General features: G+C 73.7%; 13 protein-coding genes and 1 pseudogene. 8 read left to right on the forward strand and 6 right to left on the reverse strand.

Going from position 1 to position 15,914, the window contains the following annotated elements:
• Positions 1-96 (forward strand): annotated as a pseudogene (locus ABZ565_RS23400) (response regulator transcription factor); the annotation flags it as partial.
• Between the two features lie 39 nt (positions 97-135).
• Here the strand turns inward: ABZ565_RS23400 and ABZ565_RS23405 are convergent.
• Positions 136-1,251, reverse strand: coding sequence for a chemotaxis protein (locus tag ABZ565_RS23405; RefSeq protein ID WP_361030097.1), 1,116 nt, complete (start codon positions 1,249-1,251; stop codon positions 136-138).
• A gap of 150 nt (positions 1,252-1,401) precedes the next feature.
• Here ABZ565_RS23405 and ABZ565_RS23410 point away from each other — a divergent pair, with 150 nt between their 5' ends.
• The gene (locus tag ABZ565_RS23410; protein ID WP_361030100.1) at positions 1,402-1,968 is read left to right on the forward strand and encodes a hypothetical protein; all 567 of its coding nucleotides are present in this window, start codon (positions 1,402-1,404) and stop codon (positions 1,966-1,968) included.
• A gap of 36 nt (positions 1,969-2,004) precedes the next feature.
• On the opposite strand, the gene ABZ565_RS23415 is transcribed toward ABZ565_RS23410, so the two are convergent.
• On the reverse strand, positions 2,005-2,823 hold the full coding sequence (locus ABZ565_RS23415) for an endonuclease (protein ID WP_361030103.1): 819 nt from the start codon (positions 2,821-2,823) through the stop codon (positions 2,005-2,007).
• A gap of 249 nt (positions 2,824-3,072) precedes the next feature.
• Here ABZ565_RS23415 and ABZ565_RS23420 point away from each other — a divergent pair, with 249 nt between their 5' ends.
• Together ABZ565_RS23420 and ABZ565_RS23425 are read left to right on the forward strand one after the other, a co-directional pair.
• Positions 3,073-3,273, forward strand: a complete 201-nt coding sequence (locus ABZ565_RS23420; protein ID WP_361030106.1) for a hypothetical protein — start codon at positions 3,073-3,075, stop codon at positions 3,271-3,273.
• An 84-nt stretch (positions 3,274-3,357) separates the two neighbouring features.
• Positions 3,358-4,497, forward strand: a complete 1,140-nt coding sequence (locus ABZ565_RS23425; protein WP_361030109.1) for a methyltransferase — start codon at positions 3,358-3,360, stop codon at positions 4,495-4,497.
• Here the strand turns inward: ABZ565_RS23425 and ABZ565_RS23430 are convergent.
• The 3 genes from ABZ565_RS23430 to ABZ565_RS23440 are packed head-to-tail and all read right to left on the reverse strand — an operon-like array spanning position 4,487 to position 8,081.
• On the reverse strand, positions 4,487-5,404 hold the full coding sequence (locus ABZ565_RS23430) for an ADP-ribosylglycohydrolase family protein (protein WP_361030112.1): 918 nt from the start codon (positions 5,402-5,404) through the stop codon (positions 4,487-4,489). The genes ABZ565_RS23425 and ABZ565_RS23430 overlap by 11 nt on opposite strands.
• A gap of 38 nt (positions 5,405-5,442) precedes the next feature.
• Positions 5,443-6,879: an MFS transporter gene (locus tag ABZ565_RS23435; protein WP_361030115.1), complete on the reverse strand. Its 1,437-nt coding sequence runs from the start codon at positions 6,877-6,879 to the stop codon at positions 5,443-5,445.
• On the reverse strand, positions 6,876-8,081 hold the full coding sequence (locus tag ABZ565_RS23440) for a M20 family metallopeptidase (RefSeq protein ID WP_361030118.1): 1,206 nt from the start codon (positions 8,079-8,081) through the stop codon (positions 6,876-6,878). Before ABZ565_RS23440 ends, ABZ565_RS23435 begins: the two co-directional genes overlap by 4 nt.
• A 106-nt stretch (positions 8,082-8,187) precedes the next feature.
• Here ABZ565_RS23440 and ABZ565_RS23445 point away from each other — a divergent pair, with 106 nt between their 5' ends.
• From ABZ565_RS23445 to ABZ565_RS23455, 3 genes are all read left to right on the forward strand, one after another.
• Positions 8,188-9,252: an Lrp/AsnC family transcriptional regulator gene (locus ABZ565_RS23445; protein ID WP_361030121.1), complete on the forward strand. Its 1,065-nt coding sequence runs from the start codon at positions 8,188-8,190 to the stop codon at positions 9,250-9,252.
• Between the two features lie 98 nt (positions 9,253-9,350).
• A complete protein-coding gene (locus tag ABZ565_RS23450; RefSeq protein WP_361030124.1) occupies positions 9,351-10,250 on the forward strand; it encodes an oxygenase MpaB family protein in 900 nt (299 codons plus the stop codon).
• 17 nt (positions 10,251-10,267) lie between these two features.
• Positions 10,268-12,328 carry a serine/threonine-protein kinase gene (locus ABZ565_RS23455; protein WP_361030127.1) on the forward strand — a complete coding sequence of 687 codons (2,061 nt, stop codon included), beginning with the start codon at positions 10,268-10,270 and terminating at the stop codon, positions 12,326-12,328.
• A gap of 78 nt (positions 12,329-12,406) precedes the next feature.
• Here the strand turns inward: ABZ565_RS23455 and ABZ565_RS23460 are convergent, their stop codons facing one another.
• The gene (locus ABZ565_RS23460; protein ID WP_361030130.1) at positions 12,407-14,236 is read right to left on the reverse strand and encodes a serine hydrolase; all 1,830 of its coding nucleotides are present in this window, start codon (positions 14,234-14,236) and stop codon (positions 12,407-12,409) included.
• 176 nt (positions 14,237-14,412) lie between these two features.
• Here ABZ565_RS23460 and ABZ565_RS23465 point away from each other — a divergent pair, with 176 nt between their 5' ends.
• Positions 14,413-15,912, forward strand: a complete 1,500-nt coding sequence (locus ABZ565_RS23465) for an acyl-CoA synthetase (RefSeq protein ID WP_361030133.1) — start codon at positions 14,413-14,415, stop codon at positions 15,910-15,912.
• Positions 15,913-15,914: the final 2 nt, after the last annotated feature.

Raw genomic sequence — 15,914 nt, forward strand, 5'->3', positions numbered from 1 at the left:
GTACGGCGGTCGGCGACCCGGGACGGGCGGGACCTGGATCTGTCACCGAAGGAGTTCACCGTGCTCCAGCTGCTCCTGGAGGCCGACGGCGGGACGGAGATTCCCGTCCGGGCCCACGCCGTATGCCGTGCGGGCTCAGAAGCGCAGTTCGGCCGCGATCCGGCCGTGCCCCTTGAGCGAGTCGTCCGCGACGAAGAACACCTCCGCGCCGCTGTCCAGCGCCGCTTCCACCAGCTCGTCCACGATGTCCTCGCGGACACTCGCGTCGGACGGGTCCACCACGTCGTCGGTCACCGGCTTCAGGTGCTCCTGGTCGACCCGTACCGTCTGCTGGTAGTGCTCCTCCACGGCCACCAGACCGGCGCGGCCCTCGCGCACCGCGGCCCACACCTCGTCGAGACCGCCGGCGAACGCCTTGCGGCCGCGCGCCGCGTCCAGCCGTCCGTCGATCTCCTTCGCGAAGTGCTCGCGCCGGGCGTCCAGGGCCGGGCGCAGCTCGGTCAGCAGGTCGCGGGGCGCGTTGTCGGCCGGCGCGCCCTTGGTGACCCGGCCGACCGCGTCCTTCGCGCTCTCGCCGACCTCGTCGAACAGGGCGAGCGCCGGCGCGATGCCGACCAGGTACAGCGGTCGGGGGTCGGTGGCCAGGACCGCACGCAGCTTCTCGTCCACCGTGCGGAGGAAGTTGCGGGTGTCCTCGCTGGCGAAGTTGGACGGCGTGTCGCCGGTCCGCTCCATGCGCTGCGGGTTGAACTCCTCGCGCGGGGCGGTCAGCGGGAAGCCGCCGGCGTGGGCCTCCTGGGCCGACTCGGTGGTGCCGCTGAAGAGGGCGGCGTGGTCGGCGGCCACGGTGAGCGCCCAGAAGGGGCGGGCCTGCGCCTTCGCGGCGACCAGGTTGCGGGTGAGATAGCTGTCGCTCAGCACCACCCGTTCGGGTGCGGTACGCGGCAGCCGCCAGATCTGGTACTCGTCGGGCGTGGCGAGGAGCACGAGCGCGTCCAGGGCCCGGCGCTGGTCGAGTTCGCCGACGGCACGTTCGAGCTGCTGCTTGATCGCGGCGCACGCCTCGCGGCCCACCTCCGGATCGGCCTCCAGCCGGTTGTGGGCCTCGGACAGCAGGTTGCGCAGCCGTACGGCGTCCTGGGCGTTGTCCGGGGCGCGCCGGTGGGTCGGCATGGTCAGGGACAGGGCCGGGTAGGGCCTGGTCCGGCGCAGCTCCTGCAGCAGGCCGGCGGTCAGGGCGTCCGTGTCCATCAGTTCCCTCCCGGGGAATTGCGCGCACTGCGTGCGGAGCGGGTGAATCAACGAGTCAATTCATACCTTTTGATCCTAATATGAGCGAGTTGGTCATCCCGGGTGCGGGAAGAGCTGCTTCCCCGTGCCCGCTCAGTGGACGGAGCGTTTGTGAACCGGACCGGCCCCGCGCGGCGCCCCTTCCGAGGTCGCGTCATCCGCGGCCTGACCCCTGCCGCACTCCTTGCGGTACTCGTCGCCGGAGCGGCCGCCTGCGGCGACTCCGACACCTCGTCGGCGGGGACGGCCAGAAGCACCCGGACGATCTCCGCCGAACCCACGGCGAGTCCGAGCCCGACCCGTAGCGGGCGCACCCAGGACGAGTTCGCCGCCTCCGTGTCCGCCGACGTCGAGCGCAACCGGCAGAAGGCCGTGGCGACCCTCAAGGGCGTCGACGGCAAGGGCAACGCGATGGACGACGTCGCCGTCAACGGCATCGCGGTCGAGCCCGGGGAGCAGTTCCGCAGCGCCCTCGTGCGGGTGACCAACGGGGGCGACAAGCCGGCGTTCTTCGCCGTGCGCGTGGAGTTCGTCGACGCGTCGGGCAAGGTGCTGGACTCCGTGGTGCTCGGCTTCCCCGGCGCGCCGACGGACAGGACCGTCAGTCAGCACGCCAACAGCCGCAAGGCCGCCGGCGTCAAGTCGTTCCCCCGGATCGCCCAGGCGGAGCGGAGCTGACGGCCGGCGGACTCGCGGCGATGCGGCGCGGGTGCGTCACCAGATGGCCTCCACCCACTCGGGGTGGTCCACGAACGGGTTCCGGTTGTGCTGGTAGTCCTCGTATATGACGTCATTGCGCCGCTTCTCGAAGGAGTCCGGCGGGTCCTGCTCGCTCCATGCCTTCAGTACGGAGAGCCGGCCGATGTGCGGTGAGGAGCCGTTGGACACGCTGTCGTTCGGTTCCAGATCGGGGAACGCGTCGTCGCCTTCGTAGCGCACGGCCATGTAGAGGATCATCCGGGCCACGTCACCCTTGACGGCGTCGCGCGGTTCGAAGGAGTCGGCGTCGGTGTAATTGCCCGGGGCGTCGCTCAGCTCCGTACCGCCGTTGTCGAAGTCCTTGTTGCCTCGCGTGGAGTTGACCTGGACGTCGGACGGGCGCAGATGGTGGATGTCGGTGCCGGGGCCGGTGGCCGTGCCGAAGTCGCCGTGGGACTTGGCCCAGACGTGCTCGCGGTTCCACTGGCCGGTGCTGCCGCCGTTGTCGCTCTTCGGTACGGAGCGCCCGGTGTACAGCTCGATGACGTCGGACGAGTCGGCGGGATCCTCGTCGGTGTCCTTCAGGGCGTCCCAGACCTGGCTGTAGGTGAGCTTGCTCTGGTCGCTGATGATCGTGTGCAGGGCGCTCTTGAGCGCGGCGCCGGTCTTGCCGGTCGCGTCCTCGTAGTACGTGTCGTCCAGCGCGCTGAGCGGGGAGGCGGCGGTGGACGGTGGTGTCGGGGCGGGTGCGGCGGCGGCCGTGCCGGTGAGCACCGCGAGGGCGGCGAGCGCGGCAGGCAGTGCGCGGCGCGCGGGAAGGTGACGACGGGACATGTGGGGTGTCCTCTCCGGGAATACGCGCACCGCGGCGCCGTCACGGGGTGGGGGGCGGCTCCGCGGTGGTCGTTGTCCGCTATGGGTACGCGGGAGCCTTCCATGCGGACCGTCACGATGTGTGAACCCCGCGTATCTATCATGTGCAGGTCAAGTGAGGGCCTGGGGCCCGTTCCAGGACCCCGCCGCGGTCTCGGATGCGGGAGCACCGGCGGCGGGCGAGAATGACGGGAAGGACAAGGAGGCGGCATGAGCGACGAGTCCGATTCCGTATCCAGCACCCGGGGTGTGACTCCGGACGACCTCTTGCACACCGGTGCCGGCGACAACCCGTCCGCCGAGGACCTGGTGCTCGCGTCCGGGCGCGACCTGACCCCGGAAAACCTCGAATGGGCGGAGCGCACCCTGGCCAGGGAGGGCCGGGCGGCCATCGACAAGCGACTGCCGTAGGCAGCGGTGCGGCGCGGCGGCCACGGCCGTCGCGCCCGCGGCGGGTACGGGCGCCTGGCGCCGCTCGGTTAGCCTGAACCCACAATGAACCGTTTGACGACGTCAGAGGCGGGTTACGACCTCGCCCGCTTCCCCGAGGACCCCCGCGACCCGTTCCGTGCCTGGGACGCGGCCGACGCCTACCTCCTCCAGCACCTGGAGGCGGTCGACGTCGCGGGGAACGTCGTCGTGGTGGGGGACCGCTGGGGCGCCCTGAGTACGGTCCTGGCCGCGCACCACCCCGTACAGATCAGCGACTCCTACCTCGGGCAGCGGGCGACCGCCGCGAACCTGGAACGGAACGGGCTGCCCGCCGACGCGGTGCGCCTGCTCTCCCCGCGCGACACCCCGCCGGACCGCGTGGACGTGCTCCTCGTACGCGTCCCGAAGAGCCTGGCGTTCCTGGAGGACCAGCTCCACCGCATCGCGCCCGCCCTGCACGCCGGCACGGTCGTCGTCGGCACCGGCATGGTCAAGGAGATCCACACCTCCACGCTCGACCTCTTCGAGCGGATCATCGGCCCCACCCGCACCTCCCTCGCGGTCCGCAAGGCCCGGCTCATCCACTGCACCCCGGACCCCGCTCTGCCCCGCACCCCCAGCCCCTGGCCGCTGCGCTACGAGCTTCCCCCGGACGCCGGGGCGGCCGCCGGGCACACCGTCACCAACCACGCCGGGATCTTCTGCGCCGACCGGCTCGACATCGGCACCCGCTTCTTCCTCAAGCACCTGCCCGACCGCAGCGGCCCCGACCGCGTCGTGGACCTCGGCTGCGGCAACGGCGTCCTCGGCCTCGCGGCCGCCCTCGCCAACCCCGAGGCCACCCTCACCTTCATCGACGAGTCCCACCAGGCCGTGGCGTCGGCCGAGGCGACCTTCCGCGACAACACCGGCCCGGACGCCCGGGCGCGCTTCGTCGTCGGGGACGCCCTGGCCGGCGCCGAACCCGGCAGCGCGGACCTGGTCCTCAACAACCCGCCGTTCCACTCCCACCAGGCCACCACCGACGCGACCGCCCGGAACATGTTCCACGGAGCCCGGCGCGCCCTGCGCCCCGGCGGCGAACTCTGGGTGGTCGCCAACCGCCACCTCGGCCACCACGCCACCCTGCGCCGCGTCTTCGGCACCTGCGAGACGGTGGCCGGCGACCCGAAGTTCGTGGTGCTGCGCGCGGTCAGGCGCTGAGCCCCGCCCACCCCGGCAGCGGTTCGCGGGCCGTGTGCCACGACGGGGGAAGGGCGGCGACACCGGTACGGGCGGCGATCACGCCTCCCGCGATGGCGGACGTGGTGTCGATGTCACCGCGTCCCGCCACCGTGCACCACAGGCCCTCCGCCAGATCGTCCAGGTGGCCCGCCGCACACCACAGCGCGAAGGGGACGGTGTCCGGCCCGGACATCCGGTAGCCGGAGCCCAGGACCTCCGCGGCGTGGCGGACCGAGGTGCGGGCGGGCATCCGGGCCGCGATCCGGAGGCCCGAGCGCACATCGCTGTCGGGCAGGTGCCCGGCGACCTCCTGGAGGAAGTTGGCACGCCCGGGCGCCGGACCTCCCCGGCCGCGCGCGGCCAGCGCCGCGGCGACGGCGACCGCCACCGCCCCGGCGGCCGCCTCCGGGTGGTGGTGCGAGACCGCGCTCTGGCGGGCGGCCTGCTCGACCGCGGTGTCCAGGCCGGCGGCGTGCCAGGCACCGAGCGGGGCGACGCGCATCGCCGCCCCGTTGCCCCAGGAGCCCATGCCCTCGAACTGCGCGGTCACCACCTCCCGCCACGGCTCGCCCGCGCCGATCCGGCGCAGGACGTCGTGCATCGATGCCCCGTAGCCGCGGTGCGTGTCGGCGGCGTACTCCTCGGCCAGGCGCCGGGCGAACCGGTCCTGGTCCACGGCACCGTCGCCCTCGGCGAGTTCGCGGACGAGGACCAGCGCCTGCGCGGTGTCGTCGCTCCAGCGCCACACGGGCTCCGGGGGCAGCGTCCGGGCCTCCAGGGGCTCGGGGCCCTCGCGGCGCAGGATGCCGAACCAGCGGTCGCCGAAGGCGTCACCGAAGGCGAGGCCGGACAGCGAGTCGAGTGCGGGGGAGGGGATGGCGGTCATCGGAGCAGTATGACAACCGGGTGCTCCGTCCGCCCCGGTCAATCCGCCGTCCCGCGCCGCGCGGCGGCGGCCGCCACGGCCGCGCCGGCGGAGAGCAGGGCGCACAGCAGCCAGACCGCGACGTACCCGGACTCGCTCGCCGCGTCCCGGGTGTCGGAGACGGCGCCTCCGGTCTCGGACGCCGGCGTGGCCAGGACGACGGCGACGACCGCCCCGGCGACCGCGCCGCCCAGGGTCTTGACGTTGTTGTACAGGGCCGTGGTGATCCCCGTCCGGGAGGGGGCGCCGGCCTCCGCTATCACCGTGGGCAGCGCGCCGAGCGCCACGCCGATCCCGGCACCGGCGAACACCTTGGCCGCCACCAGCTGCCAGATCGCCGTGTGGAAGGCGGCGGTGGACAGGAAGCTCACGCCGGTCAGGGCGAACGAGGCGATCAGCGCGGGACGGTAGCCGACGCGCCCCGCGACGCGGGCGGTCAGCGAGGAGCCGACGACCGCCGCGACCCCGGCGGGCAGGGCGATCAGTGAGATGGCGAGGGCGGAGAGCCCGAAGCCGTAACCGGTGCGTTCCGGGTCCGCCGCCAGGAACGTGGAGTCGGGGGCCAGGCTGCCGAAGTAGACGACGCCGAACGCCGCCGCGCACAGGAAGTACGGGGCGACACTGCGGTCGGCCAGCGCCCGCAGGTCCACCAGCGGATCGGGCACCCGCAGCTCGCGCACCGCCCACACCGCGCCCGCCACCAGGGCGAGCGGCACCGGGACCAGCACCGCGCCGGAGAGCAGGGGGCCGGTCTTCGCCGCCGAGATCCCCGCGAGCAGCAGGAGCACGGCCAGGCTCAGCAGACCCACGCCCGGCCAGTCGAGCCGGGCGCCCGGCGTCCGGGCGGACTCCGGGATCGCGAGGAACGAGACCGGGACGCAGAGCAGGGCCGGCACGGCCGGGAGGAGCAGCGTGAGCCGGACATCGCCGGTCGCCTTGTGCGCCAGGCCCATGACCACCCCGCCGAGCAGTGTGCCCAGGGTGAGCGCGCCGACCAGGCGCGCGATGGCGGCGCGGGCGCGTTCGACGGAGAGCCGGTCGCGTACGAGGGCGATCTCCAGCGGCAGCAGGGCCGCGAGCGGGCCCAGCAGCACCCGGCCGGCCAGCAGTACGGGCAGCGAGGGGGCGAGGGCCGCGAGCAGCGAGCCGACGGCCACGCACACCAGCGAGACCCGCAGCATGCGGCGGTGCCCGTACACGTCGCCGAGCCGGCCGAACGCGGGAACGGACACCGCGGCGGCGAGCAGCTGGGCGGCCACCACCCAGTTGAGGTCGGCGTCCGCGATGCCCAGCTCCGTGCCGATGTCCGGCAGCAGCGGGGCGATCCCGCCCTGAAGGAACCCGCTCGTCAGCTCGAAGAGGACGAGGAGACCCACGACCGCGGCGACGGACGTGGTCTCCGCGCGCGCGGGCCCGGTGGACTCGGTCGTGCTCATGACGGCTGCTCGGCGTCCTGGAGGCGCCGCGCCGCGAGCCCGGCCAGCAGGGCCGCGGCGTCCGCCACCGCCCGGTCGTCGTAGACCGCCTGGGCGGAGTGGTTCATGGGGGCGGCCGACGGGTCCTGACCGGGCGGGCACGCGCCGAGGCCCACGTACGCGCCCGGGACCTCGTGCAGCACGTACGAGAAGTCCTCGGAGCCGGCCATCGGGCGCGGCGCCTCGAAGACCTGCGCGGCGCCGAGCACGTCGCGCGCGGTGCGCAGCGCGAACGCGGCCTCGGCGGCGTCGTTGACGGTGACCGGGTAGCCCTCGCGGTAGTCGCTTACGGCGGTCAGGCCGTGCGCGGCGGCGATCCCCCGCACGGTCCGTTCCAGGGCCGCCCGGATCCGGGCCCGGGTCTCCTCCGAGAACGTCCTGATGGTGGCGGTGAACTCGGCGGTCCCTGGGATGACGTTCCCGGCCGAACCCGCGTGCAGCGAGCCCACGGTGATCACGGCCGGGTCGAAGATGTCGACGCTGCGCGTGACCATCGTCTGGAGCGCGGTGACCATCTCGCAGACGGCCGGGACCGGGTCCTTCGCCAGGTGCGGCGAGGAACCGTGGCCCCCGGCGCCCAAGACCCGCACGGTGACCTCGTCGAAGGCGGCGAGCATCGGGCCGGGCCGTACGGCGGCGGTGCCGACGGGCAGCACCGCGGAGATGACGTGGAGTGCGTACGCGGCGACGACCCGGGTCCCGGCCGCGTCGAGCACGCCCTCCTCGATCATCAGGCGGGCGCCGCCCATGCCCTCCTCGCCCGGCTGGAACATGAACACCACGTCGCCCGCCAGCTCCTCGCGCCGCGCGGCCAGCAGCCGGACCGCCCCGACCAGCCCCGCGGTGTGCACGTCGTGTCCGCAGGCGTGCATCCGCCCGGGCACCTCGGAGGCGTACGGCACACCGCTGTCCTCCTGTACGGGCAGCGCGTCCATGTCTCCGCGCAGCAGGACGGCGGGGCCGGGCCGGCCACCGCGCAGGACGGCGGTCACCGAGGTGAGCTGCCGGCCGGTCGTGATCTCCAGGGGGAGTCCGGACAGGGCGTCCAGGACGGCCCGTTGGGTGCGGGGGAGGTCCAGGCCGAGCTCGGGCTGCCGGTGCAGGGCGTGGCGCAGGTGGACCAGGGAGTCGCCGAGGGCGAGGGCGTCAGTGCGTGCGAACATGCCAGGTATGGTGCCGATTCGGCCGAACGGACCGGCCGACGTGCACGTATCCTCCGAAACAGGCAGATCGTTTGCCGACAACCACCATCACCCGAAGGGTGGCCCCGTGCTGGACGAAGTCGATCTGCTCCTCGTCACCGCGCTCCAGATCGCCCCGCGCGCGGACTGGCGGACCATCGGGGGCGTGCTCGACATCGACGCCTCGACGGTCGCCCGGCGCTGGGCCCGGCTGACCGAGGCCGGGCACGCCTGGATCGGCGTGCACCCCTCGGTCGCGGCGAGCGGCCCGGACACCTGGACCCTCGTCGCGTTCATCGAGGTCGACTGCGTCCCCGGGCGGCTGCACGAGGTGGCCGGCCATATCGCCGAGGACCCGCACGTGTTCAACCTGGAGTACGTCAGCGGCAGCCGGGACCTCGTGGTCACCGCGGTCTTCACGGACCACGCGCAGCTGGCCCGGTACGTCGGCTTCCGCCTCGGCGCCCTCGACGGTGTCGCGGCCTCCCGCACCCAGGTCGCCACCACCCTGCACACCGAGGGCAGCCGCTGGCGGCTCGACCGCCTCACCGAGCAGCAGCGCCGCAAGCTGGCCCCGCCGGCCTCGAACCGGCAGCCCACCCGCACCGTCCCCCGGCGCGACCTCGAACTGGTCCGCGTCCTCGGCGAGGACCCGCGCCGGCCCGTCGCCCACATCGCCGAACGCACCGGGCTCAGCCCCACGACCGTCCGCCGCCGCCTCGACCGGCTCGACGCCGACCGGGCGCTCGCCTACCGGTGCGAGGTGGCGCGGTCGCTCTCAGGCTGGCCGGTCTCGGTCTCGTACTGGGCGGCGGTGCCGCAGAGCCGGGCGCCCCAGCTCGCGAAGAGCATCAGCCAGATCCGCGAGATCCGGCTCTGCGCCTCGCTGACCGGCCCGCACAACCTGCTCCTGGCCGCCTGGCTGCGCTCGGTGGACGACATCGGCGCCTTCGAATCCCGGCTCACCGCCCGCCACCCGGAGCTGACCGTGGCCGACCGGGCGGTCACCCTCTGGCCGATGAAGCTCGCCGGCCACCTCCTCGACCCCCAGGGCCGCCATCTGCGGGCCGTTCCCCTGGCCAGCTGGGAGGGCACCCACTCCGACACCGCGGAGGCGGCCCTCCTGGACCGCCTCCGGACACCGCCGGCCTGACGACCCCGCCGCGGGGTGCCCACCGAGCGCGTCCCCGGCCACACTGGAGTGGTGCGGCGACGCGGCGCCGTACCACCCCCGAGCGGGAGGACACGCACATGAGGGAAGCCGACCCCGGGCTCTTCGGACCCGCATCGGTCACCTGGCAGCTGCACGGCGACCCGATGATGTGGATCGCCGGGGTGCGGGCCCTCTACCTCCAGGCACTCCACCCCCTCGCGGTGCGCGGCGTGATGCAGAACTCGGACTTCCGCGAGGACGCCTGGGGCCGGCTCATGCGCACGGCGGGGTTCGTCGGCACCATCACGTACGGCACCACCGAGGCCGCCGAGAAGGCGGGCGCCCGGGTCCGGAAGATCCACGCCCGCCTGAAGGTCACCGACCCGGCGACCGGCCGCACCCACGGCGTGGACGAGCCCGAGCTGCTGCTGTGGGTGCACTGCGCCGAAGCCGACTCCTATCTCCAGGTCCTGCGCCGCTCCGGCTACCCGCTCACCGCACGCCAGGCCGACCAGTACATCGCCGAGCACCGGCACGGCGCCCGGCTCGTCGGCCTCGACCCCGACGACGTACCCGCGACCACCGCCGAGATGGCCGGCTACTTCGCCAGCGTGCGGCCCCGGCTCGCCCGGACCCCGGAGGCGCTGGACGTCGACGGCTTCCTGCGCCGCCCGCCCGTGCCCCCGCTTCTCGTCCCCGTACGCGCCCTGCTGTGGCGGCGCGTGGCCGCCCTCGCGTACCAGTCGCTGCCGCCGTTCGCCCATGAGCTGTACGGGAGGACGGCGCCGCCGGCCGCTGCCGTGGACCGCCGGCTGCGCGCCACCGGGGCGCTTCTGCGGACCGTCCCCGCACGGCTGCGGTGGCAGCTGCCGCCCGGTCACATCAAGAACGCCATGGCACGACTCGGACCCGGCAGCCGCCCCACCCCGTACACACTGAAGAGGCAGGCAGCCATACTGGACGGACCGGGGAGGGTGCGGCGACAGCGGGCTGAATGACGGGGGCGGCAACAGGGATGGCGGAAACCAGGCTGATCCAGAGCCGGTACCGGCTGCTGGACCTGATCGGTCGCGGCGGCATGGGCGAGGTGTGGCGCGCCCGCGACGAAGCGCTGGGCCGCCAGGTCGCCGTAAAATGCCTCAAGCCCATGAGCGGCCGGCACGACGAGGACCACATCCGCATCGTCCGCGAACGCTTCCGCCGCGAGGCCCGGGTCGCCGCCGCCCTCCAGCACCGGGGTGTCACCGTCGTCCACGACTTCGGCGAGTACGAGGGCGTGCTCTACCTCGTGATGGAGTTGCTGGACGGCCGCAACCTCAGCCAGCTCCTGGAGGACAACGCGCAGCACCCGCTGCCCGTGGACGACATCGTGGACATCGCCGAGCAGGTCGCCGACGCGCTCGGCTACACCCACCAGCAGGGCATCGTCCACCGCGACCTCAAGCCCGCCAACATCATGCGGCTGTCCGACGGGACGGTGAAGATCTGCGACTTCGGCATCGCCCGGCCGGGCCACGGCATCCCGGTCACCTCCCGGCTCACCGGCGTCGGCATCGCCATGGGCACCCCGCACTACATGTCGCCGGAGCAGATCAGCGGCGGCCAGGTCGACCACCGCAGCGACCTCTACTCGCTGGGCTGCGTGCTGTACGAGATCGCCACCGGCGCCCCGCCCTTCGACCTGGAGGACTCCTGGGGCATCCTCGTCGGCCACCGCGACACCCCTCCCGAACCGCTGCGCTCCCACCGCGCCGAACTGCCCGGCTTCTTCGACCGGGTCGTCCTCGACCTGCTCGCCAAGACCCCCGAGGAGCGCCCGGCCGACGCCCACGACCTGCGCCGCCGCATCGCCGTAGGCCGCACCGGCGATCAGCCCTTCCTGGGCCCGGCCGGCGAGGTGCCGCCCGCCCGGGGCACCCTCTCCGGCCGGCTGCCCGCCGCCGCGCCGCTGCCCGCCTGGGCGCACACGATGACCGGCGGCCACAAGGCGACGGCCACCGCGAACCCCGTGGCGCCGCCCGACCACTCGGCGGGCCTCACACTCACCTGGACCAACGGAACCGCCGGGCCGGGCACCCGCGCCGACCCCCATATCCCGGTCCCCCGACCCACCCGCAAGGACCGGGCCGAGAACGCGCTGCGCGAGTTCGGCCGCATCGCCGAGGACCGCGCCCGCGCCCTCGGCGCCGAGCACGGCGAAACACTCGCCGCCCGGCAGCAGATGGCGTACGCGCTGGGCCGCCTCGGCCGGCACACCGAGGCCCACGAACTGCACGCCGCCGTGCTCGCGTCACGGGAGCGCGCGATGGGCCCCGACCACCCCGACACCCTGCGCTGCCGCCACAACCTGGCCTTCAGCCTCAGCCGGCTGGGGCATCTGGAGGAGGCCCACCGCACGGCCCGCGACGTGGCCGCGGCCCGCGCCCGGGTGCTGGGGGCCGACCACCCCGACACCCTGGTCACGCTCTACGAGGTCGGCTACACGCTCGGCAGGCTCGGCCGGTGGACGGAAGCCCTGCACACGTACCGCCAGGTCGCCGAGGCACGGACCCGGCTGCTCGGCGCCGAACACCCGGACACCCTCGCCACCCGCTACGAGGTGGGCATCAGCCTGGGCCGTCTCGGCCGCAGCGCCGACGCCCTGGAGCTGTACCGCGCGCTCGTCGCCGACCGCACCCGGGTCAACGGCCCCACCGACCCGGAGACCCTGCGGGCCCGCCACGGACTGGGCGTCAACCTCGGCCGGCTGGCCCGCTGGGACGAGGCACTGGCCGAGGCACAGGCGGTGTGCGGCGCCCGGGAGCACGTCCTGGGCCCCGATCACCCCGACACCCTTGTCAGCCGCCGCGAGGTCGCCGTCGCCCTCGGCTGGCTGGGGCGCTGGACCGAAGCGCTCGCCCTGTACCGGCAGGTCGCCGACGTCCGGACGCGGCTGCTGGGCCCCGCCCACCCCGACACGCTCGCCGGCCGCGACGACGAGGCGCACTGCCTCGAACAGCTGGGCCGCGCCCGCCAGGCCGACGACCTCTACCGCGAGGTGGCGGCGCTCCGGCAGCGCGGCCACGCGCCGCCCTGACACGGGCCACACGCACCGCGGCGGGGCGGGCGGCCGGGCCCGCCCGCCCCGCGTCCCAGGACACGGCCCAGGGGCCGGTCAGTCGGCCGATGCGGCCCAGCCCCTCGGCTCGATCCGCCGGGCGTCCGACGGCCGGCCCTCGTCGAAGACCGTACGGCCGCCGTCCTCGACCTTGATGGCGTCCACATACACGCCCCGGCCCACGTACAGCTGGTCCGTGGTGTAGCGCCACCGGAGCAGGACCTCGGCGCCGCGCACGCCGGCGAGGCCCGCGTCGAGGCGGTGCCAGACCCGGCCCGACCAGCCGGAGAGCGAGCCGTCGGGGTGCGCCTCGGGGCGAGGGCGCCCGCCCTGGCCCGTCGGGGTGGTGGTGAACGGGACCGGCTGCCAGGTGGTGCCGGCGTCCGTCGAAGCCTCCAGGTACAGGAAATCCGACGCCGGTTCGGTGTCCCACCACAGCGCGCAGCTCAGCTTGGCCCGCGAGGAGGCGAGCGGCAGGGGGGGAAGCGCCAGGGTGGCCGTGGAGGCGCTCGCCATCCCGGAGAACCAGGCGGTACGGCCCCGGGCCGGGTGGACCGCGACGGCCCGTGCCATCTGGTTGGCGGTGGCCACACGCGGTGCGCTGCCGGACCGCCAGTTGCGCACCGGGTGCACCGAGTTGCCCAGCACGATCAGGAACGAGTCCGTGGTCGGGTCCAGGACCAGACTGGTCCCGGTGAAGCCCGTGTGACCGGCCGTCCGGGGAGTCGCCATGGCGCCCATGTACCAGTGCTGGTAGAGCTCGAAGCCGAGGCCGTGCTCGTCACCGGGGAACGCCGTGTTGAAGTCGGTGAACAGCAGGTCGACGGAGTCCGCGGAGAGGATGCGGGCCCGCCCGTAGACCCCGCCGTTGAGCAGGGTGCGCGCCAGCACCGCGAGGTCCCAGGCGCAGGAGAACACCCCGGCGTGACCGGCGACCCCGTCCAGGCTGAAGGCGTTCTCGTCGTGCACCTCGCCCCAGACCAGACCGCGGTCGAGCCCGGACCAGGGGAGCCGGGCGTCCTCGGTCGCGGCGATCTTCGGCTTCCAGGAGGCGGGCGGGTTGTAACGGGTGCGCCGCATCCCGAGCGGACCGGTGATCCGCTCGCGCAGCAGTACGTCCAGGGTCCGCCCGGTCAGCTTCTCCAGGACCAGCTGGAGCGAGATCAGGTTGAGGTCGGAGTAGAGGTAGACCGTGCCCGGCGGGTTGGCCGGTACCTCCTTCCACAGCAGCTCCAGCTTCCCTTCCCGGGTCGGCGCGCTGTAGAGCGGGATCCAGGCGCGGAACCCCGAGGTGTGGGTGAGCAGCTGACGGATCGTGATGTCCTGCTTGCCGCCGCCGGCGAACTCCGGCAGATAGGACGCGACCGTCGCCTCCAGCTCCAGCGTGCCGCGCTCGATCTGCTGCACCGCCAGGATCGAGGTGAACAGCTTCGAGACCGACGCCAGGTCGAAGACCGTGTCCTCGGCCATCGCGATCTGCTGGTCCTCGGGGAACTCCACCCCGGTGTCGGTCGTCTCGTCGTACGCCGAGTAGCGCACCGCCTTGCCGATCGGGTGGTGCAGTGCCACCGTCCCGCCCCGGCCCGCGAGCAGCACCGCGCCCGCGTACCACGGGTGCTTCGGCGAGGCGGCCAGGTAGCGCTCCGCCTCGGTGACCAGCTGGTCGAGCGGTTCCCGCAACAGCCCGGCGCGGGCGGCCGATCCGCGCCGCAGCGTCGGCTTCGCGCCCCTGCCCGCGTGCATCTCCGACGACCCCACCCCAGACTCCGTGGCAGACGCCGTGCCCGCGAACGGGATCGGCGCCAGGGCGAGTGCCCCGCCCAGGGCCAGCATCCCACCACCGAGCCTCCGCCGGCTGATGCCCCCGGCCGCCGTGTCCTCCGTCATGCACAACCCCTTCCCGCTGCCTGAAAGTAACTTTCGCAATCTCTTCCGAGCGTGAAACTTCCTGCCGAGCAGAGAGTACTGTCAGGTTCCGCCGCGCCGTAGGGGTGGGAACCGGAAAGAATCTGATGTCGCGTCAGGCCCTTGACCGCGGCGTCCCCGCCGCACAGGATCACGCCATGACCGGTGTACGCAGCAGCACAGTCGACGGCGTCCTGACCCGCAGCGCACGGCGCGCCCCCGAACGGACCGCCCTGCGGTACGCCGACCGGGCCTGGACCTACCGCGAGCTGGACGCGGCCGTCGGCACCGCGGCCGCCGCCCTCACCGAGGACCACGGGCTGCGCCCGGGGGACCGGGTCGCCGCCTACGCCCACAACTCGGACGTGTATCTGATCGCCTTCCTCGCCTGCGCCCGGGCCGGGCTCGTCCATGTGCCCGTCAACCAGAACCTCACCGGCGAGGACCTGGCGTACATCCTGCGCCAGTCCACCAGCTCCCTGGTCCTCACCGACCCGGGGCTCGCGGACCGCGTCCCGGAGGGCTTCGCCGTGCGGGTGCTGCGCGACGACGACGCGTCGCTGCTGGCAGAGCTGGGCACCCCGCGCCCGTTCACCCCCGCGCGCGAACCGGCCGCCGACGACCTGGTCCAGCTGCTGTACACCTCCGGGACGACCGCGCTGCCCAAGGGTGCGATGATGACGCACGGGGCCCTCGTCCACGAGTACGTCAGCGCGATCACCGCGCTCGACCTGCGCGCCGGGGACCGCCCCGTCCACGCGCTGCCGCTCTACCACTCGGCGCAGATGCATGTGTTCCTGCTGCCCTACCTCGCGGTGGGCGCCGAGAACACGGTCCTGGACGCGCCGGACGCGGCCCGGATCTTCGAACTGGTCGAGTCGGGGCGGGCCGACAGCCTCTTCGCCCCGCCCACCGTCTGGATCGGCCTCGCCAACCACCCCGACTTCGCCGCCCGCGACCTCGGCGGCCTGCGCAAGGCGTACTACGGGGCGTCGATCATGCCCGTCCCCGTGCTGGAACGCCTCCGCGACCGGCTGCCCGGACTGGCCTTCTACAACTGCTTCGGGCAGAGCGAGATCGGCCCGCTCGCCACCGTGCTCGGACCGGACGAGCACGAGGGCCGGATGGACTCGTGCGGCCGGCCCGTCCTCTTCGTCGAGGCGAAGGTGGTCGACGAGAACGGCAAGGAGGTCCCCGACGGCACCGCGGGCGAGGTGGTCTACCGCTCGCCCCAGCTGTGCACCGGCTACTGGGACAAGCCGCAGGAGAGCGCGGAGGCGTTCCGCGACGGCTGGTTCCACTCCGGCGACCTCGCCGTCCGGGACGCCGACGGCTACTTCACGGTGGTCGACCGGGTGAAGGACGTCATCAACTCCGGCGGCGTCCTCGTCGCCTCCCGGCAGGTCGAGGACGCCCTCTACACCCACCCCGCCGTCGCCGAGACCGCCGTCGTCGGGCTGCCCGACGAGCGCTGGATCGAGGCCGTCACCGCCGTCGTCGTCCTGAAGGGCGAGACGACCGAGGACGAGCTGATCGCGCACGCCCGCGAACGGCTCGCCCACTTCAAGGCACCGAAGCGGGTCGTGTTCGTGGACGCCCTCCCGCGCAACGCCAGCGGCAAGATCCTCAAGCGGGAACTGCGCGACCGCCTGGCCTGACG

Origin of the sequence: Streptomyces sp. NPDC016469 (assembly GCF_040632905.1) — a bacterium.
GTDB lineage: Bacteria > Actinomycetota > Actinomycetes > Streptomycetales > Streptomycetaceae > Streptomyces.